This is a genomic window from Nocardioides montaniterrae (genome assembly GCF_054782655.1).
In genome coordinates this window covers 131,504-150,962 of sequence record NZ_BAAGSB010000001.1, presented here as the reverse complement: position 1 = coordinate 150,962, position 19,459 = coordinate 131,504, and the positions used below count along the sequence as shown (strand labels likewise).

Below are 19,459 nucleotides of genomic sequence, written 5' to 3'. Positions count from 1 at the left end.
CGCTCAGGCGCTGTCGGCGTCCGAGCCGAGCCGGAGACGGGTGGTGTGCGAGGAGCCGTCCCGCTCATAGGTCACCTGCACCTGCTGCCCGGGGCGGTAGGCGCGGATGGTGGCGATCAGCGAGTCGGCGCCGGTGATCGGGTGCTCGTCGACGCGGGTGATGACGTCACCGGTCTTGAGGCCCGCAGCGCCGGCCGCGGAGCCGGACACGATCTGCCGGATCTCGGCGCCGTCGGTGACCTGGGCGAGCGACTGGCCGTCGTGCTGGGCCACGTCGGTGATCGAGATGCCCAGCCGGGCGTGGGTCGGCGTCTCGCCGGCCTTGAGCTGCTCGACGATCGGCAGGATCTCGTCGATCGGGATGGCGAAGCCGAGGCCGATCGACCCGCCCTGGCCGGTGGCGTCGTCACCGGTCCGGATCGAGGCGTTGATGCCGACGAGGTGGCCCGACATGTCGACCAGTGCGCCGCCGCTGTTGCCCGGGTTGATGGCGGCGTCGGTCTGGATCGCCGGGTACGCCGTGATGTTGCCGCTCTGGTCGCGCCCGACGTCGACGGGTCGGTCCAGTGCGCTGACGATGCCGGAGGTGACCGTCGAGTCCAGGCCGTACGGCGACCCGATCGCGACGACCTGCTGGCCCACCGCGAGGTTCCCCGAGTGCCCGATGGTGATCGGGTGCAGGTCCTTGACGCCGTGCACCTGCACGAGCGCGGTGTCGGTCACCGGGTCGGTGCCGACGACGGTCGCCTCGACCTTGGTGCCGTTGCTGAACGACGCCGTCACCTGGGCCTGCTTGGCCGTGACCTGGCTGTCCAGGGTCACCACGTGGTTGTTGGTCAGGATCAGGCCCGCGTCGTTGAGGACGACGCCGGACCCGCTGCCTCCGGCGCCTCCCGCCTCGACGTCGAGCTCGACCACGGACGGCCGCACGTTGCTGGCGACGGACTCGACGCCGCCGCTCTTCGTGCTGACCGCGGGCGTGGCGTCGACGTTGAAGCTGCTCGCGTCGCTCCCGGAGCCCGAGTCGGAGACCAGGGACCACGCAGCGGCTCCGCCCACCCCTGCCCCGGCGCCCACCACGAGGGCGCCCGCCAGGACGGCGGCGGCGAAGCGGCCACGGCTGCTGGGAGCCGTCGGCGGCGGGTAGGGCGGTGGACCGTAGGGCGGAGGAGTCGTCGTCATGTCGTCCAAGTTGACGTTCGCACCTGTGGGATCCCTGAGATCATCCGTTCGGTTCGCTGAGACTTATGCTCCGCGCATGCGCATGACGCCCTTCAAGGACTTCAGCTGGAGCCTTCGCTCCTGCGGCCTGCATGGTCACGTGACCTACCGCCCGACCGAGCAGGCCCTTGCTGCGCGTTTGCACGCGCCGACCGCGGCCGGTGAGGCCTGGCGCTGCCTGCGCTGCGAGGACTTCGTGGTGGGGGAGCCGCACGCCAGCGGTCCCGCGGACGAGGCACCGATCGTGCTGCGCGGGAAGGCGCTCAAGGACGCCGCGATCCTGAGGTTCCTGGCGGTCGAGCGGGGTGTCCGCGGCCTGCTGCTCCTGGTGCTGGCCTACGGCATCCACCGGTTCGACGGCTCGCACCGCTCGCTGCAGCGGACCTTCGACGAGTACCTCCCGCTGCTGCGTCCGCTCGCGACCAGGCTCGGCGTCGACCTGCAGAGCACCGGGCCGGTCAAGCTCATCGAGAAGGCCCTCAGCCTCGATCACTCGACCCTGATCTGGGTGACCCTCGGCGTCCTCGCGTACGGCGTCCTCCAGCTGACCGAGGCCACCGGCCTGTGGCTGATGAAGCGATGGGGTGAGTACGTCGCCGTCGTCGGCACCTCGCTCTTCATCCCGCTCGAGGTCTACGAGCTGGTCGAGGGCTTCACCGTGCTCAAGATGCTGGCGTTCGTGGTCAACATCGCAGCCGTCGTCTACCTGATCTGGTCCAAGCGGCTGTTCGGCGTCCGTGGCGGTCACGCCGCGTTCGAGGCCGAGCGGCATGCCGAGTCGCTGCTGGAGGTCGAGCACGCGGCCCTCGCCGACCCGAGCTCCTAGCCCTGGTCGCTCGACGTCCTTGAAATGGCCGGAGCCGCGGACCCGAAGGTCCGCGGCTCCCAGCATTTCAAGGACGGGAAGCTCGGCTAGGCCCAGCGCTCCTCGCGCGGGACGAAGGTGAGGCCGCGGTCACCGGTGTAGATCTGCTTCGGGCGGGCGATCTTCTGCTCCTTGTCGGTGCTCAGCTCGAGCCACTGGGCCAGCCAGCCCGGCGTACGGCCGATCGCGAAGAGGACCGTGAACATCTCCGGCGGGAACTGCAGCGCCTCGTAGATCAGGCCCGAGTAGAAGTCGACGTTGGGGTAGAGGCGACGCTTGACGAAGTACTCGTCCTCGAGCGCGATCTTCTCCAGCTCCTGGGCGACCTCGAGCAGCGGGTTGACCCCGGTGACCTCGAAGACGTCGTCGCAGGCCTTCTTGATGATCTTGGCGCGCGGGTCGTAGTTCTTGTAGACGCGGTGGCCGAAGCCCATCAGCCGCTCGTCGCCGTTCTTCACGCCCTCGATGAACGCGGGGATCTTGTCGACGGTGCCGATGCGGCGCAGCATCTTGAGCACCGCCTCGTTGGCGCCGCCGTGCAGCGGGCCGAAGAGCGCGCCGACGCCGGCGGCGACTGAGGAGTAGGGGTCGACCTGCGAGGAGCCGACCGAGCGGACCGCGTTGGTCGAGCAGTTCTGCTCGTGGTCGGCGTGCAGGATGAAGAGCGTGTCGAGCGCCTTCGCGATGCGCGGGTCGGCCTGGTAGCGGGCCTCGCTCATCTTGAACAGCATCGAGAGGAAGTTCTCGGTGTAGGACAGCTCGTTGTCCGGGTAGATGTACGGCTTGCCCTGCGCGTGGCGGAACGACCAGGCGCCGAGCGTCGGCATCTTGGCGATCATTCGCACGATCTGCAGGTGGCGGTTGTCCGGGTCGGCGATGTTCGCGGCCTCGGGGTAGAACGTCGACAGCGCGCCGACGGAGGCCATCAGCATGCCCATCGGGTGCGCGTCGTAGCGGAATCCCTGCATGAATCCCTTGACGTTCTCGTGGACGTAGGTGTGGTACGTGATCTCGTGGACCCAGGCCTCGTACTGCTCCTTGGTCGGCAGCTCGCCATAGATCAGCAGGTAGGCGACCTCGAGGAAGGTCGACTTCTCGGCCAGCTGCTCGATCGGGTAGCCGCGGTACTCGAGGATGCCTTTGTCGCCGTCGATGAAGGTGACGGCGCTGCGGCAGGAGGCGGTGTTGACGAAACCGGGGTCGTACGTCGCGATGCCGGGCTCGTCGTCGTTGAGCTTGATCTGCCCGAGGTCGGCGGCCTTGATGGTGCCGTCGACGATCGGGATCTCGTACTCCTCGCCGGTGCGGTTGTCGCGTACGGTCAGAGAGTCAGTCACGCCTGCCACCGTAGCCCTCGATCCGGGGTCCCGATAAGGCGGTGTCCCGATCCTTGGCACTGCGTGAGGCGGTGCGCAACACGCAACCGGGACGTCTCCGGCCGGGGGTCGGGCGACGGTGCTGATTTTGTGAGCAGCCTGACTCGGCCGTAATCTCGACGCTGCGTCTCCTGCCGCCTTCGCACGCGAGGGCAGTCTCCTCACCGTCAGGTCGGGAGCAGTGTTCGTCAGAAGATGCCTCGGACCAGAGCCCTGGTCCGGGTCCGACACGAACGAAATGGGTCTCTCCATGCGTACGTATGCTCCGAAGCCGGCTGACATCCAGCGTCAGTGGCTCGTGATCGACGCCGAGGATGTCGTCCTCGGCCGTCTCGCCGTCACCGCCGCGAACCTGCTGCGCGGCAAGCACAAGGCGATCTACGCCCCCAACGCTGACACCGGTGACTACGTCATCGTCATCAACGCCGAGAAGGTCGCCCTCTCCGGCAACAAGCGCACCGACAAGATGGTCTACCGCCACTCGGGCTTCCCGGGTGGTCTGACCGCCACGCCGATCGGCGAGGTCATCGACAAGGATGCGCGCAAGGCCGTCGAGAAGGCCGTCTGGGGCATGCTCCCCAAGAACCGCCTCGGTCGCCAGATCATCAAGAAGCTGAAGGTCTACACCGGCCCGGCCCACCCGCACCAGGCCCAGCAGGCCGTCCCCTTCGAGATCACGCAGATCTCCCAGTAATAAGACTTCGAGGATCAGACAGATGACTGAGAACAGCACTGAGGTCGAGGAGACCTTCGAGACCGACGAGCAGGGCCTCGCCTACACCAGCGAGTCCGCCGGGTCCGAGACCCCGTCGCGTCCCGCGACCATCGCCCCCGGCGCGGCCACCGGCCGTCGCAAGGAGGCCGTCGCCCGCGTCCGCATCGTCCCCGGCACCGGCAAGTGGACCATCAACGGTCGCGAGATCGAGGACTACTTCCCGAACAAGCTGCACCAGCAGGTCGTGAACGAGCCGTTCGCGGCTCTCGGCCTCGAGGGCCGCTTCGACGTGATCGCCCGCATCCACGGCGGCGGCATCACCGGCCAGGCCGGCGCCCTGCGCCTCGGCGTGGCTCGCTCGCTCAACGCGATCGATCTCGACGCCAACCGCCCGACCCTCAAGAAGGCGGGCCTGCTGACCCGCGACGCTCGTGCCATCGAGCGCAAGAAGGCCGGTCTCAAGAAGGCCCGTAAGGCTCCGCAGTACAGCAAGCGCTGATCGCGCTTCAGTGGCCGCCTCTGCATGCAGAGGTGGCCACTGGCCTTTTTCCGGTCGTGTCTCACTGAGAGTGACCCATCGGTCACTCTCAGTGAGACACGCGCTCTAGATTGGATGATTGTGGCGCGCATCTTCGGGACCGACGGGGTCCGTGGTCTGGCCAACGGCGAGGTCACCGCAGAGCTGGCACTCGATCTGGCGGTGGCGGCCGCCCACGTGCTGGCCGAGCGCGGGACGTTCGAGGGCCACCGGCCGCTGGCCGTGGTCGGCAGGGACACCCGTATCTCCGGACAGTTCCTCGAGGCCGCGATCGTCGCCGGTCTCGCGTCGGCCGGGGTCGACGTGCTCCTCCTCGGCGAGATCCCGACCCCTGGCGTGGCCCACCTGACGGCCTCGCTCGGCGCCGACCTGGGCGTGGTCATCTCCGCCTCCCACAACGCCATGCCGGACAACGGCATCAAGTTCCTGGCTCGCGGCGGCGTGAAGCTCGACGACGCCATCGAGGACGCGATCGAGTCGCGGCTGCGTGAGCCGTGGGAGCGCCCCACCGGCGCCGCCGTCGGCCGCGTCACCGCGCACCCCACCGCCGTCGAGGAGTACGCCGCCCACCTGGTCGGCAGCGTCGGCGACCTCGGTCCGGCGACCGGCGAGCGCCGCCTCAAGGTCGTGCTCGACTGCGCGCACGGCGCCGCGTCCGTCGCGGGACCCCTCGCGCTGGAGCAGGCGGGCATCGAGGTCGTCGCGATCTGCGCGGCGCCCGACGGGCTCAACATCAACGAGGGCTGCGGCTCCACGCATCTCGACGTCCTCCAGAAGGCCGTCATCGAGCACGGCGCGGACGCCGGCTTCGCCCTCGACGGCGACGCCGACCGCTGCCTGGCGGTCGACGCCACGGGTGCCGTGGTCGACGGCGACCAGATCATGGCGATCCTCGCTCTCTCGCTGCGCGACCAGGGCCGGCTGAGCGACGACACCGTCGTCGCGACCGTCATGTCGAACCTCGGGTTCCTGCAGGCGATGACCGCGGCCGGCGTACGCGTCGAGCAGACCGGGGTGGGCGATCGCTACGTCCTCGAGGCCATGAAGAACGGCCACTTCTCCCTCGGCGGCGAGCAGTCCGGCCACGTGATCATGAGCGACTACGCCACCACCGGGGACGGCATCCTGACCGCGCTCCAGGTGCTGTTCCGGATGGTCGCCACCGGTACCGCGCTCGCCGAGCTCGCCGCGGTGATGACCCGCCTCCCGCAGGTGCTCGTCAACGTCAAGGGCGTCGACAAGGCCCGCTGCGCGACGGACGAGGCCCTGGCCGCAGCCGTCGCCGAGGCCGAGGCCCAGCTGGCCGGCACCGGACGGATCCTGTTGCGTCCCTCCGGCACCGAGCCGCTGGTCCGGGTGATGGTCGAGGCGCCGACCGCCGATCAGGCGCAGGCCGTCGCGGACGACCTCGCCGCGGTCGTGCTGGAGCGCCTGGCTCTGTGACGCCGGCCGGGATTGATGGCGCCGGCGGCGGATAGGCTCCCCGCATGCATGCGCGCAACCTCGGGCTGACGGTGCTGTACGCCGCGGCGACGATGCTCCTCGTCGTAGCTGCCGCTTTTCCCGATCGACGGTGGCGACCAGGCCTACAAGAGCTGGCTGTTCGCGGGGGACCGTGGTCCTGTCAACGGTGAGCTGATCGGCTCCCAGATCGGCTACGTCCTCGCCCTGGTTGCCGCTGTCGCCGCGGCTGCCACGGGACGACCGGTGCTCGGTCTCGTCGTGGTCACGGGCGGTGTCGTCGGCCTCGCCGGGTTGGCGTTCAACGCCGTGCCCGACGGTGGCGCGGGCGGTCACCTGCTGGTCGCCGCGTTCAGCCTCGCTGTTCTCGTCGGTGCGGCTGACGCGGTGCGGTTGCTCCGACGTACCTGACGTGGTCTCGATAGGCGGGTCGCGGCTTCGTTCCTCAGCCGCGCCGCTACTCGACCTGGCGCCTGGTCCGCGACCTCGCAAGCTCGGTCGCGGGACGCTCAGATCTTGCGGATCCGGACGTAGCGGACGCCGTGGTCGCCCTCCTTGCGCAGCACCAGGCGTGCGCGGGAGCGGGTGGGGAGCACGTTCTGTTCCAGGTTGGGGCCGTTGATGGTGTCCCAGATCCGGCGGGCCTCGTCGACGGCGGTGTCGTGGGACAGCGCTGCGTACTTGGCGAAGTAGGCGCCGGGGTCGCGGAAGGCGGTCTCGCGCAGTCGCAGGAAGCGGTCGACGTACCACTCACGGATGTCGGGGACGGCCGCGTCGACGAAGATCGAGAAGTCGAAGAAGTCCGAGATCGCCAGGCCGGTGCGGCCGTCCTCGCGGACGCGGGCCGGCTGGAGCACGTTGAGGCCCTCGATGATCACGATGTCGGGCTTCTCGACGGTGATCTTGGTGTCGGTGAGGACGTCGTAGACGAGGTGGCTGTAGACCGGCGCCTCGACCTCCTCCTTGCCCGACTTGATGTCGACGACGAACTTCATCAGCGCGCGGCGGTCGTAGGACTCCGGGAAGCCCTTGCGGTCCATCAGGCCGCGGCGCGCGAGCTCCTCGTTGGGGTAGAGGAAGCCGTCGGTGGTGACCAGCGCGACCTTCGGGTGCTGCGGCCAGCGGGCGAGCATCATCTGCAGCACGCGGGCGCTGGTCGACTTGCCGACGGCGACCGATCCGGCCAACCCGATCACGAACGGCGTGCGCGCGGGGGTCTTGCCGTGCAGGAAGGACTCCTGCTGGTGGTGCAGGTTGGCCGCCGCCTCGACGTACATGCTGAGCATCCGGGACAGCGGGAGATAGACCTCGACGATCTCGCGCAGGTCCAGCGAGTCGCCGAGTCCGCGGAGCTTGGCGATCTCCTCGGCGGTGATCGGGCTCTCGGTCTCGGAGGCCAGAGCGGCCCAGGTGGCGCGGTCGAGCTCGAGGTACGGCGACGCCTCGCGGGACGTCTCGCCACCACTCGGGTCGGTGGCCTCGCCGGTCGACATGTGTCGATTGTTTCAGGGCGGCCGGTCGCGGCGTCGTTCAGGGCGCCGGGCCGTACAGTTGGGATCCATGTGCGGGATCGTCGGTTACGTCGGGAGCCAGCAGGCCCGGGACGTCGTGATCGGCGGTCTCCGGCGGCTGGAGTACCGCGGTTACGACTCCGCCGGCATCGCCGTCGTCGCGGCCGACGAGCTCGCCGCGGCGAAGCGCGCCGGCAAGCTGGGGAACCTGGAGAAGGCTCTCGACGAGGCTCCGCTGCCGCCGTCCACGCTCGGGATCGGGCACACCCGTTGGGCGACCCACGGTCGCCCGACCGACGCCAACGCGCACCCGCATATGGGCGGCGCGGGTCGGGTCGCCGTCGTCCACAACGGCATCATCGAGAACTTCCACGAGCTGCGGGGCCGGATCGAGGCCGACGACCACGTCTTCCTCTCCGACACCGACACCGAGATCGCCGCGCACCTGATCGAGCTGCAGGTGGAGTCCGGCGTCGACCTGCCGACGGCGATGCAGCGCGTGTGCCAGCAGCTCGACGGCGCGTTCACGCTGGTCGCGGTCGATGCGCTCGACCCCGACCGGGTCGTCGCGGCGCGGCGCAACTCGCCGCTCGTCGTCGGGCTCGGCGAGGGCGAGAACTTCCTCGGCTCCGACGTCGCGGCCTTCATCGACCACACGCGTGAGGCCCTCGAGCTCGGCCAGGACCAGATCGTCGTGCTCACCCGGGACGGGGTGGAGGTCACCGACTTCTTCGGCCGCCCGGCGATCGCGACCCAGTTCCACGTCGACTGGGACCTCTCGGCCGCCGAGAAGGACGGCCACGACTGGTTCATGCGCAAGGAGATCTTCGAGCAGCCGCGCGCGGTGGCGGACTCGCTGATCGGCCGGCGGGGGAGCGACGGCCTGCTGCAGCTCGACGAGATGCGTCTGGCCGACGAGGAGATCCGCGACCTCGACAAGATCATCATCATCGCGTGTGGCACCTCGTTCTACGCCGGCATGGTGGCCAAGTACGCCATCGAGCACTGGTGCCGGGTGCCGGTCGAGGTCGAGCTGGCCTCCGAGTTCCGCTACCGCGACCCGATCCTGGACCCGACCACGCTGGTCGTCGCGATCTCCCAGTCCGGGGAGACCGCCGACACGCTCCAGGCGATCCGGCATGCCCGCTCCCAGCGCGCCAAGGTGCTGGCGATCTGCAACACCAACGGCTCCTCGATCCCGCGCGAGTCCGACGCCGTCATCTACACCCATGCCGGCCCCGAGATCGGTGTCGCGTCGACCAAGGGATTCCTCACGCAGCTGGTCGCCTGCTACCTGCTGGCGTTGTACGTCGCCCAGACCAAGGGCACCCGCTTCGGCGACGAGATCGCCGAGATCATGGCCCAGCTCGACGCGATCCCCGGGCAGATCGAGGAGGTGCTGGCTGGCGCTGACGCCGTCTACGAGCTTGCTCGTGAGCACGTCGGCGCGCGGTCGGTGCTGTTCCTGGGGCGCCACGCCGGCTACCCGGTCGCTCTCGAAGGAGCGCTGAAGCTCAAGGAGCTGGCCTACCTCCACGCCGAGGGCTTCGCCGCGGGCGAGCTCAAGCACGGCCCGATCGCGCTCGTCGAGGACGGCCTGCCGATCCTGTGCGTCGTCCCGCCCCGCGGCCGCGACCACCTGCACGAGAAGATGCTCAGCGGCATCCAGGAGGTACGTGCTCGCGGCGCGCGCACGATCTGCCTCGCGGAGGAGGGCGACGCCTCGATCGAGCCGTACGCCGACGTGCTCCTCCGGCTGCCGAAGGTGCCCGTGCTCCTCCAGCCGCTCGTCGCTACGGTCCCGCTGCAGCTGTTCGCCTGCGAGCTGGCCACCGCGATGGGCCACGACGTCGACCAGCCGCGCAACCTGGCCAAGTCGGTCACGGTCGAATGATCGTCGGCATCGGTGTCGACGTGTGCGACATCGAGCGGTTCCGAGCGGCGCTGGCCCGTACGCCGTCCCTCGGCGACAAGCTCTTCGTCGGTGCTGAGGTCGGCCTGTCGGTCGAGTCCTTGGCAGCGCGCTTCGCCGCGAAGGAGGCCCTCGCCAAGGCGCTCGGCGCTCCGGGCGGCATGGACTGGCACGACTGCGAGGTCGTCCGGCTCGGCTCGGGGCGGCCGGTCCTCGAGCTGCGAGGCAGTGTCCTGGCCGTCGCGGAGGGCCTCGGCGTGCACTCCGCCCACCTTTCGCTCTCGCACGACGCCGGGCTCGCGACGGCCATGGTGGTCCTCGAGGGCTGACCTCACTCACCTGTGAGTGAGGTCGGCACCCACTAGCGTTGGAGCATGATCCGCGCGCACACCGTCGAGCAGGTGCGGGCGGCCGAGGCCGCGCTGATGGCCGGGCTGCCGGAGGGCACGCTGATGCAGCGTGCCGCCGCGGGCCTGGCCGCGGCCGTCGCCGACTTCCTCGGCGGCGTCTCGGGCCGGCGGATCCTGATCCTCGTCGGCAGCGGTGACAACGGCGGCGACGCGCTGTACGCCGGAGCACGGCTCGCCCGCCGGGGAGCCGGCGTGGAGGCGTGGCTGCTCTCCGACCGGGTCCACGAGGGTGGGCTGGCCGAGCTGCGGGCTGCTGGCGGCCGGAGCTTCCGTTGGTCGAGGAGGTCGCGCAGCGACCGTCTCGAGACCACCGGGCGCTACGACGTGGTCCTCGACGGCATCGTGGGCATCGGCGGCCGACCGGGACTGCGCGAGGACGCCTGGAGCGCGCTGGACGCCCTGCACGGCCTCCCCGTCGTCGCGGTCGACACCCCGAGCGGCGTCGACGTCGACGGCGGCACGCTCCCCGAGCGCTTCGTCCGCGCCGACCTCACCGTCACCTTCGGCACCCACAAGGTCGCTCACCTGGTCGACCCGGCAGCGCAGGCGTCGGGCGTGGTCCACCTCGTCGACATCGGCCTGGACCTCCCCGACAGCCCGGTGGAGGCGCTGCAGCAGGAGGACGTGGCGGCCCTCATCCGCCGCCCCGCGGCCGACGCCCACAAGTACACCCGCGGCGTGGTCGGCGTACGCACCGGGAGCGCCACCTACCCCGGCGCCGCCCTGCTGAGCGTCGCCGGTGCCAACACCGGCCTCGCCGGGATGGTGAGGTACGTCGGCGACGCGGCCGACGTCGTCAGGACCCGCCACCCCGAGGTCGTCGGCAACGGCAGGGTCCAGGCCTGGGTGGTGGGCTCCGGCGGCGCCGACACGGCGCAGCGGCAGCTCGAGGAGGCACTCGCCGACGGCGTACCTCTCGTGGTCGATGCCGACGCCCTCCGCCACCTCGCCGCCCCGACACCGACCCCGGCCGTCCTCACCCCGCACGCCGGCGAGCTCGCCGACCTCCTCGGCACCGCCCGCGCACAGGTCGAGGCGGACCCGCTCACCCACGCTCGCGACGCCGCAGCCCGCTACCGCGCCACGGTGCTGCTCAAGGGCCGGGGCACCCTCGTCGCCGACCCCGACGGAAGGGTCCGCGTGACGACCTCCGGCACCCCGTGGCTGGCGACCGCGGGGGCGGGCGACGTGCTCGGCGGCCTCATCGGCGCGCTGCTCGCGACCGGCCTCAGTCCCTACGACGCCGCCAGCGTCGGGTCGTGGCTCCACGGCGCCGCCGCGACCCTCGCCGCACACGACAGGACCCTGGTCGCGAGCGACATCGCTGCCGCCCTGCCGGTCCTGGTCAGAGACATCCTGGGAGGATGAGGGGCATGACCGCGCCGACGAGCCTGGGCCCCGGCCGGATCGAGGTCGACCTGGCCGCGATCCGGCACAACGCCCGCGTCCTGCGTGAGCACACCCAGACCCGGTTGATGGTCGTGGTGAAGGCCGACGGATATGGCCACGGCGCGATCGAGTCGGCCCGGGCAGCCAAGCAGGGTGGTGCCGACTGGCTGGGCGTCGCGACCGTCGAGGAGGCGGTCGCGCTGCGCGACGCCGGCATCGAGGGCCCGATCCTCTGCTGGCTCACCGTGCCCGACACCGACCTGGCCGCCGCGCTCGAGCGCGACATCGAGCTCACCGCCTACTCCATCGCCGAGCTCGACGACATCGCTGCCGCCGCGCCCCAGGGCACGACGCCTCGCGTCCAGCTCAAGGTCGACACCGGCCTGTCCCGCGGCGGCGCGCCGGCCGGCACCTGGACGGACCTGTTCGCGTACGCCGCGCAGGGTGAGCGGGCCGGGAGGTGGCGGATCACCGGCATCTGGTCGCACCTGGCCTGCTCCGACGAGCCGGACCACCCGGCCAACAACCGCCAGGAGCGCGCCTTCCGTCGGGCGCTCGACCTGGCCGCGGCGGCGGGCCTGACGCCCGAGCTGCGCCACCTCGCCAACTCCGCCGCCGCGATCCTGCGGCCCAGCGCACGTTTCGACCTGGTGCGGTGCGGCCTCGCGGCGTACGGCCTCGACCCGGCCCCGGGCGTGACCCCCGACCTCGGCCTGGTCCCCGCGATGACCGTGCGGGCCCCGCTGGCGATGGTCAAGGACCTCGCCATCGGCGACTCCGTCTCCTACGGCCACCTCTGGACCGCCGACCGCGTGACGACCGTCGGGCTGGTCCCGCTCGGGTACGCCGACGGCGTACCCCGTCATGCCTCGTCCGCCGACCCGGCGGCGAGCGCGGAGGTGGCGGTGGACGGCAAGCGGCGGCCGATCCGCGGCCGCGTGTGCATGGACCAGTTCGTCGTCGACCTCGGTGGGGACCGCCCCGAGCCCGGCACCGACGTCCTCCTCTTCGGTCCGCCTCGGGCCGGCGGCCCGACCGCCCAGGACTGGGCAGAGGCGTGCGGCACCATCAACTACGAGATCGTCACCAGGATCGGAGGCCGCATGGCCAGGACGTACGTCGACAGCGAGGTGGATGCATGAGCAACCGCAACCGGATCCTCGGCTCGATCGCGGGTGCTCTCGGCATCGCAGCGGCGGGCACCGCGCTCGGCGTCGCCCGTCAGCAGCGGCAGATCAGCCACCGGGCCGGTGAGCGGGTCGCCTTCGGTGCGCTGCGCTCCGACCCGATCACCGTGCTCGCCGACGACGGCACCCCGCTCCACGTCGAGATCGACGACGTCGAGCGTGCGCCCGAGGGTCGTCGCTTCTTCCGCCGCGACCGCGAGAACGGGCTCGACGAGCTGACGCTGATCTTCGCCCACGGCTACTGCCTCAACCTGGACTGCTGGCACTTCCAGCGGGCGGCGTACCGCGGCTTGGTCCGGACCGTCTTCTACGACCAGCGCTCGCACGGTCGCTCGGGCGACAGCCCGCGCGAGAACTCGACGATCGACCAGCTCGGTCGCGACCTCAAGACGATCATCGAGGCCGTCGCGCCCGACGGCCCGGTCGTCGTGGTCGGCCACTCGATGGGCGGCATGACGATCGTCGCGCTGACCGAGCAGTTCCCCGAGATGATCGGCACCAAGGTGATCGGCGTCGGGCTGGTCTCGACGACCGCCGGCGGCCTGGACAGCCGGATCCTGGTGCCGTTCCTGCCCGCCAAGCTCGGCGTGCCGCTCACCTCGGGCGCGATCCGCACGCTCAGTCGCGGCCACAAGATCGTCGACGCGCTGCGGCGGATGGGCAGCAGCGTCGCCACGGTCGTCACCGACGGGTTCGCGTTCGGCGACGAGGTGCCGTTCGGGTACGTCGAGTTCGTCGACGAGATGCTGTCCGCCACGCCGTTCGAGACGGTCGCGGAGTTCTTCCCGAATTTCGTGCGCCTGGACAAGTTCGACTGTGTCGAGACGCTGAGCAAGATCCCGGTGACGATCATCTGCGGCACCAAGGACAAGCTCACCTCGATCGGCCACTCCCGCAAGCTCAACGCCCGCATCGAGGGCTCGGAGCTCCTCGAGTGCGAGGGCGCCGGGCACATGGTGATCCTCGAGCGCCACGAGATGGTCAACGCCCAGCTCGACCAGCTCATCACGGCTGCGACGGAGGGGGCCGGGCGCCGGTGACCGTCACCGTCGAAGCGGTCGGCCCCGAGGCCGCTGCGCAGGTCCTCGCGGTCGTCCGCGCGGCCTTCGCGGACCGACCCGCGCTGGATCCGCCGACCGATGCCCTCGCCGAGACCGAGGAGACGATCGGCGCGCTGCTGGGGGCCGGTGGCCTGCTGGCGTACGCCGACGGCGTCCCGTGCGGCACCGTGATCCTGGACCGGGTCGACGACGTCATCTGCCTGCGCCGCTTCGGCGTGACGCCCGCCGCGCAGGGCAAGGGCGTGGCGCGAGCGCTGGTCTCGGCCGCCCTCGAGGCGGCCGCGGCGCGTGGCGTCCACCAGGTCGCCGTGCTGGCCCGCGAGGAGCTCCCGCGCACCATCGGGTTCTGGCGCAGCATGGGGTTCGGTGAGACGGGCCGCACCTCGCCGTACGTCCGCCTCGCGCGAGCCACCCCGACCACGGTCGAGGTGGCGACCGCCGACGAGATGCGCGACCTGGCCGGCCGCATCGCCAAGGTCCTCAGGGCCGGCGACGTGGTCGTCCTGAGCGGTGAGCTCGGCGCCGGCAAGACGACGTTCACCCAGGGCCTGGGTGAGGGACTGGGCGTGCGCGGCGGCATCACCTCGCCGACCTTCGTCATCGCTCGGGTGCACCCGAGCCTCAGCGACGGACCGGCGCTCGTCCACGTCGACGCCTACCGCCTCGGCGACTCCGCCGAGCTCGACGACCTCGACCTCGACGCCGACCTCGACACCGCGGTCACGGTCGTCGAGTGGGGTCGCGGGATGGCCGAGGTGCTCACCGACTCGCCGCTGGAGATCCGCATCGACCGTGCCGTCGCCAGCCTCGACGTCGACCCGGGCGACGATCCGCGCGTGGTCACGATCGAGCCGTGGGGCGCGGGCTGGCTCGACCGCCCGCTGTAGCCTTCCGCCTGTGCTGCTCGCCCTCGACACCGCCTCCCCGACGGTCGCCGTCGGACTCGTCGATGGCGCTGAGGTCCTGGCCGACCTGGTCTCCGACCAGCCCATGAAGCACGGCGAGACGCTCGCCCCGCTGATCGAGCAGGCACTCGTCGGCATCGACCGGAGCGCCCTGACCGGCATCGCGGTCGGCGTCGGCCCCGGACCGTTCACCGGCTTGCGGGTCGGGCTGGTCACGGCGCGGACCCTTGCCCATGTCCTCGGCCTCCCGGTCCACGGCGTCTGCACGCTCGACGTGCTCGCCGCGCAGGCGGTCGCCGACGGCGCCGTCACCGGTGACTTCGCGGTCGCGACCGACGCGCGGCGCAAGGAGGTCTACTTCGCGACGTACGACGCTGCGGGTCGGCGTACCTCCGGACCGGTCGTCGAGAAGCCGGCGGTCGTGGCCACCGACGGCCCCGTGGTCGGCGAGGGCGCGCTGATCTACCCCGACCACTTCCCGCACGCGGTCGGTCCGCAGCGCGCGTCCGGCGCGTGGCTGGCGCGCATCGTCGCCGACGGCAGCGCGGAGGTCGTCGAGCCCGAGCCGATGTACCTGCGTCGACCCGACGCCGAGCAGGGCCGGTGAAGGTCCGCCTCGCGGTCGTCGGTGACCTGGCGGCCGTCGCGGCGGCGGAGGCAGCCTCGTTCCCCGAGGACGCGTGGACCGAGAACCTGCTCGCGCAGGGGGTGGCCGGTGAGCTGCCGACCGTGAGCTACTGGCTGCTCGAGGAGGACGGACGGCTGCTCGGCCACGCCGTGGTCAGTGTCGCCGGCGAGGACGCCGAGCTCCAGCGCATCGCGATCGCGGCGGGGGAGCGCCGGCGCGGCCTCGGCCGGCGCCTGCTCGACGGCTGTGTCACGGAGGCGCGGGAGCGCGGTGCGGAGCGGATGACCCTCGAGGTCCGCGAGGACAACGTCGCCGCCCAGGCGCTCTACCTGGAGGCCGGGTTCACCGAGATCGCCCGTCGGCCGCGCTACTACCGCGACGGGTCGACGGCAGTGGTCATGCAGCGATCGGTGAGGATGGACCCGTGAGTGACGAGCCCCTGGTCCTCGGCATCGAGACCTCCTGCGACGAGACCGGCGTCGGCATCGTGCGCGGACACACCCTGCTCGCCGACGCGGTGGCCAGCAGCGTCGAGGAGCACGCGCGCTTCGGCGGCGTAGTCCCCGAGGTCGCCTCGCGTGCGCACCTCGAGGCCATGGTGCCGACCATCCAGCGGGCCTGCGACACCGCCGGCATCGCCCTGCGCGACGTCGACGCCATTGCCGTCACCCACGGGCCCGGCCTGGCCGGCGCACTCCTGGTCGGCGTCGCCAGCGCCAAGGCGCTCGCGCTGGGCCTCGACAAGCCGCTGTACGGCGTCAACCACCTCGCGGCCCATGTCGCGGTGGACCAGCTCGAGCACGGGCCGCTCCCGGAGCCGAGCCTCGCGCTGCTGGTCTCCGGTGGGCACTCCAGCCTGCTGCGGGTCACCGACATCACCGGCGGGGGAGCCGACGGCGGGGGCGTCGACCCGTTGGGGGCCACCATCGACGACGCCGCCGGCGAGGCGTTCGACAAGGTCGCGCGCCTGCTCGGCCTGCCGTTCCCGGGCGGCCCGCACATCGACCGGGCTGCCCGTGACGGTCAGATCACCATCGACTTCCCGCGCGGGCTGTCGACGCGCAAGGACCTCGAGCGGCACCGCTTCGACTTCAGCTTCTCCGGCCTCAAGACCGCGGTCGCGCGCTGGGTCGAGGCCCGTGAGCGCTCCGGCGAGCCGGTGCCGGTCAACGACGTCGCCGCGTCCTTCCAGGAGGCGGTCTGCGACGTGCTGGTCCGCAAGGCGCTCGCGGCGGCTGCCAGCGAGGGCATCGAGGACCTGATGATCGGCGGTGGCGTGGCCGCAAACTCGCGGCTGCGGGCGCTCGCCGAGGAGCGGGCCGCGAAGGTCGGCGTACGCGTGCGGGTGCCGCGTCCCGGCCTGTGCACCGACAACGGTGCGATGGTCGCCGCCCTCGGGGCGACGATGGTGGCGCGCGGGCGTCAGCCCAGCGCGCTGGACCTCCCGGCCGACTCCAGCCTCCCCGTCACCGAGGTGCTGGCCCGCTGACCCTCGGTCGTGGGGCTTGGACGGACCGATTCGGCCGGGCGCCCCCCGGCCCGGCGGCCGGGTCCGAGGGACATCCGAGGGCCGACGTGTCAGCGCCGCCAGCGACGCAGCGGGTCGATCACCAGCGTGGAGATGACGGCCGAGAGCGACGCGATCGAGAAGGTCATGTCAGTGGTTCACCGCGAGGATCGCGGCCACGACGAGCAGGATGATGCCGAGCGCAGCGGCGATCGGGAGGTCGCTGGTGCGACCACCCCGGTGGAGGCCGACGACGTCGGGTCGTTCGACGCTCGTCAGCGGCTCGGTCGCGCGATGCTGGGCGGTCAGCTGGGTGCTCATGGTGATGCTCCTTGGTTTCCGAGATGTCACCTACCCAGACGTCGGTGACCGCGGAACATCACGCGATTCGGCAGAGAATCGCCTTTTTTCAGGAAAGCACCCCGGGGAACTGGCCGTCGTCCTCGGTCCAGTCCTCGTCCACGTCGTACTCCTCGCCCTTGCCGCGCTTGCCCTTCTTGTCGCCGCGGCCCGATCCGGAGCCGGCGCTGCCGGTACCCGAGCCGCGGCCCGATCCGGAGCCGGCGCCGGTGCTCTTGCCGCCGAGGACGCCGCTCCCGGTGCTGCGGGCGCTGGCGCCGATCTCGTTCGCGCTCGAGCCAGGGATCTCGATCGTCGGCCGCAGGCTGTTCAGGGCGCTGCGGATGCCGAAGCCGCCCAGGACGCCCGCGCCGATCGCGCCGCCGCCCGCCATCAGCGGGGACATGCCGGGCCCGCCGGGCCCGCCGGTGCTGGTCGGGTCGGCGCCGGGGTTCGGGGCAGGCGTGTCAGTGGGGTCGGTGGACGGGTAGTCCGGCGGGTACGTCGAGGTCGGCGTACCGGTCGGGGGCTCGCCCGTCGACGGGCCACCGGAGGGGTCCCACGAGGTGGTCGAGCCGGGTGCCGAGGACCAGCTCGTCGAGTGATGGTGGTGGGTGCCCGTGATGACTCCCGAGGTGTAGCCGCTCGGGTGCCGCGTGCCGGTGTGGCCGGTCCCACCGTAGGTCGGCGTCGAGCCGGAGCTGCTGCTCGACGGGCTGCCCACAGCCGGGTCGCCGTGGATCTCGGCCAGCGCCGCGGCCGCGGCGTCATAGCTCTGGTTGACCGCGTTGACCTTGGTCTCGGCGTCCGAGTCGGCGGTGCCGTAGGCCGTGACCGCCGCAGCGTGATGCTGCTTCGCCTCGTTGTACTGGTTCATGTCGTGCTCGGCGACCGTGGCGTTCGTGCTGCTGCCGATCGGGCTCGGCTTCGTCGGAGCCGGTCCGGGCGCGTTGGGGATGGGCGTCTGCTCGGCGGACCACATGTCGTTGGCTGCGGTGTCAAGCTTGGCCGCGACGGTCTTCATCTGCCGGTGGCGGACCGCCAGGTTCTTCTGCATCGTGTCGAGCGTGCCTTTCGCGCTCCGACCGGTCTCGCTGTCGCCGAAGGCGGTGATGGCCTTCGGGCTGAGTCCGCCGAGCGCGTCGATGACGGCCTTGAGCGACGATGCGCCATCGGACCAGGCGATCTGTGATCGGCGGACGTCGTCGCTGTTCAGGCCGTGCTTGAGGTGCTTGAGACGCTCGAGGTTGTGGCCGGTCATCAGTGGTCTCCTGCCGGATTCGCGTGCGCGACCTGCGCGTTGCCGAAGGCGGTGTTCGAGTTGTTGGCCTGGGAGGCGTGGGAGAGCGAGTCGACCGCCTTCCGGATCGCGTCGAGGTCGCTCGCGGCCGTCAGGTCGGCCTCCGTCAGGTAGCGGCGGGCCTCCTTGCACGCGGCCTGGTACTCCTCGAGGTCCTTGCGTACGCCGAGGAGCGTGTCGGCCATGACCTCGTGTGCGCGCGTGTGGTGCATCGCGACGTTGGCCGACCGCTCGCCGCCGCCCCAAGCTGAGGTCGCGACATGACCCTGGTGCTTGAAGTGCTCCGGGGTGTAGTGCTGCAGCTCGTGCTTGATGGTGCTGATGATCGTGTCGATCTCGCTGTCGATCGCGGCGAGCTCGGCGACCGTGACGAGCCTGCCGAGGCCCGCGGACAGGTTGTCCAGGATGCTCATTCCGGTGACGGCCATGTGCTCCAGCCTTTTCCCGAGTGGAGGCCGTGGTTGCCCACGGTTGCTGACAAGGTGGCTCCTGCCCCGCCATGCTGTGCCACAAACACATGTGTTTCTCGGGAAGGAACCTCCATGCATTTTACGCGCCCCCTCGTTGCTGCCGCCGGCTTGATCGCGCTCACGGCGACCGCCTGCGGCGGTCAGCCGCACGATCCGTCGGGGACGTCGAGCGCACCCACCACGACGTCGGCCTCGTCGGCCTCCTCCTCGTCGTCAGCGAGTGCGGTCGCGCCGAGCACGGGGAAGCTGGTCCAGGGCAAGATCCTCAGCTACCGCCTTCCGGCCGACGTCACCTGGTACTCCTACAGCGCGGGCCCGACCCGCGAGCACGGGTTCGAGTCGAAGGGTCACTACAGCTGGTCGATCACCTATGACGAGGTGCCTGCCGGCGCTGCGTCCGAGGCGCTTTACCGGAAGCGCATGTTCGCCCTGCTCAAGGCGGACTACCCGAAGACGGCGAAGGTGCTCCCGGACCGGGTGGTCGGTGGGCACCCCGGATTCACCACCGAGGCGCGCCACGATGGCACGTACTACCTCTTCGAGTGGGACCCGGTGGTCGGGGACGTTCGAGGCGCGCTCGTGTTCGAGACGAACTCCCCGAACGCGAAGCGGATCATCGACTCCGTGCTGGCGAGCGTGGAGTGGAAGTGACTGACAGACTGCG

21 protein-coding genes are annotated in these 19,459 nt (G+C 71.0%); 15 read left to right on the top strand and 6 right to left on the bottom strand.

Going from position 1 to position 19,459, the window contains the following annotated elements; all coding sequences use genetic code 11:
- Nucleotides 1-3: 3 nt before the first annotated feature.
- The gene (locus ACYVJ3_RS00710; protein ID WP_460850558.1) at nucleotides 4-1,182 is read right to left on the bottom strand and encodes a S1C family serine protease; all 1,179 of its coding nucleotides are present in this window, start codon (nucleotides 1,180-1,182) and stop codon (nucleotides 4-6) included.
- 76 nt (nucleotides 1,183-1,258) lie between these two features.
- Here ACYVJ3_RS00710 and ACYVJ3_RS00705 point away from each other — a divergent pair, with 76 nt between their 5' ends.
- Nucleotides 1,259-2,047: a DUF2127 domain-containing protein gene (locus tag ACYVJ3_RS00705; RefSeq protein WP_460850557.1), complete on the top strand. Its 789-nt coding sequence runs from the start codon at nucleotides 1,259-1,261 to the stop codon at nucleotides 2,045-2,047.
- An 86-nt stretch (nucleotides 2,048-2,133) separates the two neighbouring features.
- Here the strand turns inward: ACYVJ3_RS00705 and ACYVJ3_RS00700 are convergent, their stop codons facing one another.
- Nucleotides 2,134-3,423: a citrate synthase gene (locus ACYVJ3_RS00700; protein ID WP_460850556.1), complete on the bottom strand. Its 1,290-nt coding sequence runs from the start codon at nucleotides 3,421-3,423 to the stop codon at nucleotides 2,134-2,136.
- A gap of 289 nt (nucleotides 3,424-3,712) precedes the next feature.
- On the opposite strand from ACYVJ3_RS00700, the gene rplM reads away from it, so the two are divergent.
- The 4 genes from rplM to ACYVJ3_RS00680 all read left to right on the top strand — a co-directional run bounded on the left by rplM (nucleotide 3,713) and on the right by ACYVJ3_RS00680 (nucleotide 6,587).
- Nucleotides 3,713-4,156: a 50S ribosomal protein L13 gene (gene rplM, locus ACYVJ3_RS00695; protein ID WP_460850555.1), complete on the top strand. Its 444-nt coding sequence runs from the start codon at nucleotides 3,713-3,715 to the stop codon at nucleotides 4,154-4,156.
- Nucleotides 4,157-4,178: 22 nt separating this feature from the next.
- Nucleotides 4,179-4,676, top strand: coding sequence for a 30S ribosomal protein S9 (gene rpsI, locus ACYVJ3_RS00690; RefSeq protein ID WP_460850554.1), 498 nt, complete (start codon nucleotides 4,179-4,181; stop codon nucleotides 4,674-4,676).
- Nucleotides 4,677-4,796: 120 nt separating this feature from the next.
- Nucleotides 4,797-6,158, top strand: coding sequence for a phosphoglucosamine mutase (glmM, locus tag ACYVJ3_RS00685; protein ID WP_460850553.1), 1,362 nt, complete (start codon nucleotides 4,797-4,799; stop codon nucleotides 6,156-6,158).
- Nucleotides 6,159-6,422: 264 nt separating this feature from the next.
- On the top strand, nucleotides 6,423-6,587 hold the full coding sequence (locus ACYVJ3_RS00680; protein ID WP_460850552.1) for a hypothetical protein: 165 nt from the start codon (nucleotides 6,423-6,425) through the stop codon (nucleotides 6,585-6,587).
- Nucleotides 6,588-6,685: 98 nt separating this feature from the next.
- Here the strand turns inward: ACYVJ3_RS00680 and coaA are convergent, their stop codons facing one another.
- Nucleotides 6,686-7,669, bottom strand: coding sequence for a type I pantothenate kinase (coaA, locus tag ACYVJ3_RS00675; protein WP_460850551.1), 984 nt, complete (start codon nucleotides 7,667-7,669; stop codon nucleotides 6,686-6,688).
- A gap of 67 nt (nucleotides 7,670-7,736) precedes the next feature.
- Between coaA and glmS the strand changes: the two genes are divergently transcribed.
- Genes glmS through tsaD form a run of 9 tightly spaced genes read left to right on the top strand, consistent with a single transcriptional unit; the run spans nucleotide 7,737 to nucleotide 16,668 of the window.
- Nucleotides 7,737-9,581, top strand: a complete 1,845-nt coding sequence (gene glmS / locus ACYVJ3_RS00670; RefSeq protein ID WP_460850550.1) for a glutamine--fructose-6-phosphate transaminase (isomerizing) — start codon at nucleotides 7,737-7,739, stop codon at nucleotides 9,579-9,581.
- A complete protein-coding gene (locus ACYVJ3_RS00665; RefSeq protein WP_460850549.1) occupies nucleotides 9,578-9,928 on the top strand; it encodes a holo-ACP synthase in 351 nt (116 codons plus the stop codon). The genes glmS and ACYVJ3_RS00665 overlap by 4 nt, the downstream gene beginning before the upstream one ends.
- 45 nt (nucleotides 9,929-9,973) lie before the next feature.
- The gene (locus ACYVJ3_RS00660) at nucleotides 9,974-11,377 is read left to right on the top strand and encodes an NAD(P)H-hydrate dehydratase (RefSeq protein ID WP_460850548.1); all 1,404 of its coding nucleotides are present in this window, start codon (nucleotides 9,974-9,976) and stop codon (nucleotides 11,375-11,377) included.
- Between the two features lie 5 nt (nucleotides 11,378-11,382).
- On the top strand, nucleotides 11,383-12,540 hold the full coding sequence (alr, locus tag ACYVJ3_RS00655) for an alanine racemase (protein WP_460850547.1): 1,158 nt from the start codon (nucleotides 11,383-11,385) through the stop codon (nucleotides 12,538-12,540).
- Nucleotides 12,537-13,625, top strand: coding sequence for an alpha/beta fold hydrolase (locus ACYVJ3_RS00650; protein WP_460850546.1), 1,089 nt, complete (start codon nucleotides 12,537-12,539; stop codon nucleotides 13,623-13,625). The genes alr and ACYVJ3_RS00650 overlap by 4 nt, the downstream gene beginning before the upstream one ends.
- Nucleotides 13,622-14,533, top strand: a complete 912-nt coding sequence (gene tsaE, locus ACYVJ3_RS00645) for a tRNA (adenosine(37)-N6)-threonylcarbamoyltransferase complex ATPase subunit type 1 TsaE (RefSeq protein ID WP_460850545.1) — start codon at nucleotides 13,622-13,624, stop codon at nucleotides 14,531-14,533. The genes ACYVJ3_RS00650 and tsaE overlap by 4 nt, the downstream gene beginning before the upstream one ends.
- A 10-nt stretch (nucleotides 14,534-14,543) precedes the next feature.
- Nucleotides 14,544-15,158: a tRNA (adenosine(37)-N6)-threonylcarbamoyltransferase complex dimerization subunit type 1 TsaB gene (gene tsaB, locus ACYVJ3_RS00640; RefSeq protein ID WP_460850544.1), complete on the top strand. Its 615-nt coding sequence runs from the start codon at nucleotides 14,544-14,546 to the stop codon at nucleotides 15,156-15,158.
- Nucleotides 15,155-15,607 carry a ribosomal protein S18-alanine N-acetyltransferase gene (rimI, locus tag ACYVJ3_RS00635; protein ID WP_460850542.1) on the top strand — a complete coding sequence of 151 codons (453 nt, stop codon included), beginning with the start codon at nucleotides 15,155-15,157 and terminating at the stop codon, nucleotides 15,605-15,607. The genes tsaB and rimI overlap by 4 nt, the downstream gene beginning before the upstream one ends.
- The gene (gene tsaD, locus ACYVJ3_RS00630) at nucleotides 15,604-16,668 is read left to right on the top strand and encodes a tRNA (adenosine(37)-N6)-threonylcarbamoyltransferase complex transferase subunit TsaD (RefSeq protein WP_460850541.1); all 1,065 of its coding nucleotides are present in this window, start codon (nucleotides 15,604-15,606) and stop codon (nucleotides 16,666-16,668) included. The genes rimI and tsaD overlap by 4 nt, the downstream gene beginning before the upstream one ends.
- A 168-nt stretch (nucleotides 16,669-16,836) precedes the next feature.
- On the opposite strand, the gene ACYVJ3_RS00625 is transcribed toward tsaD, so the two are convergent.
- The 3 genes from ACYVJ3_RS00625 to ACYVJ3_RS00615 form a co-directional block, all read right to left on the bottom strand.
- Nucleotides 16,837-17,007 (bottom strand): hypothetical protein, encoded by a 171-nt coding sequence (locus ACYVJ3_RS00625; RefSeq protein WP_460850540.1) that lies wholly within the window; start codon nucleotides 17,005-17,007, stop codon nucleotides 16,837-16,839.
- An 88-nt stretch (nucleotides 17,008-17,095) separates the two neighbouring features.
- Nucleotides 17,096-18,286: a hypothetical protein gene (locus ACYVJ3_RS00620; protein WP_460850539.1), complete on the bottom strand. Its 1,191-nt coding sequence runs from the start codon at nucleotides 18,284-18,286 to the stop codon at nucleotides 17,096-17,098.
- Complete coding sequence (locus ACYVJ3_RS00615; protein ID WP_460850538.1) at nucleotides 18,286-18,753, bottom strand: hypothetical protein; 468 nt, start codon at nucleotides 18,751-18,753, stop codon at nucleotides 18,286-18,288. Before ACYVJ3_RS00615 ends, ACYVJ3_RS00620 begins: the two co-directional genes overlap by 1 nt.
- Before the next feature lie 114 nt (nucleotides 18,754-18,867).
- Between ACYVJ3_RS00615 and ACYVJ3_RS00610 the strand changes: the two genes are divergently transcribed.
- Complete coding sequence (locus ACYVJ3_RS00610) at nucleotides 18,868-19,446, top strand: hypothetical protein (protein WP_460850537.1); 579 nt, start codon at nucleotides 18,868-18,870, stop codon at nucleotides 19,444-19,446.
- The last annotated feature ends 13 nt before the right edge of the window (nucleotides 19,447-19,459 follow it).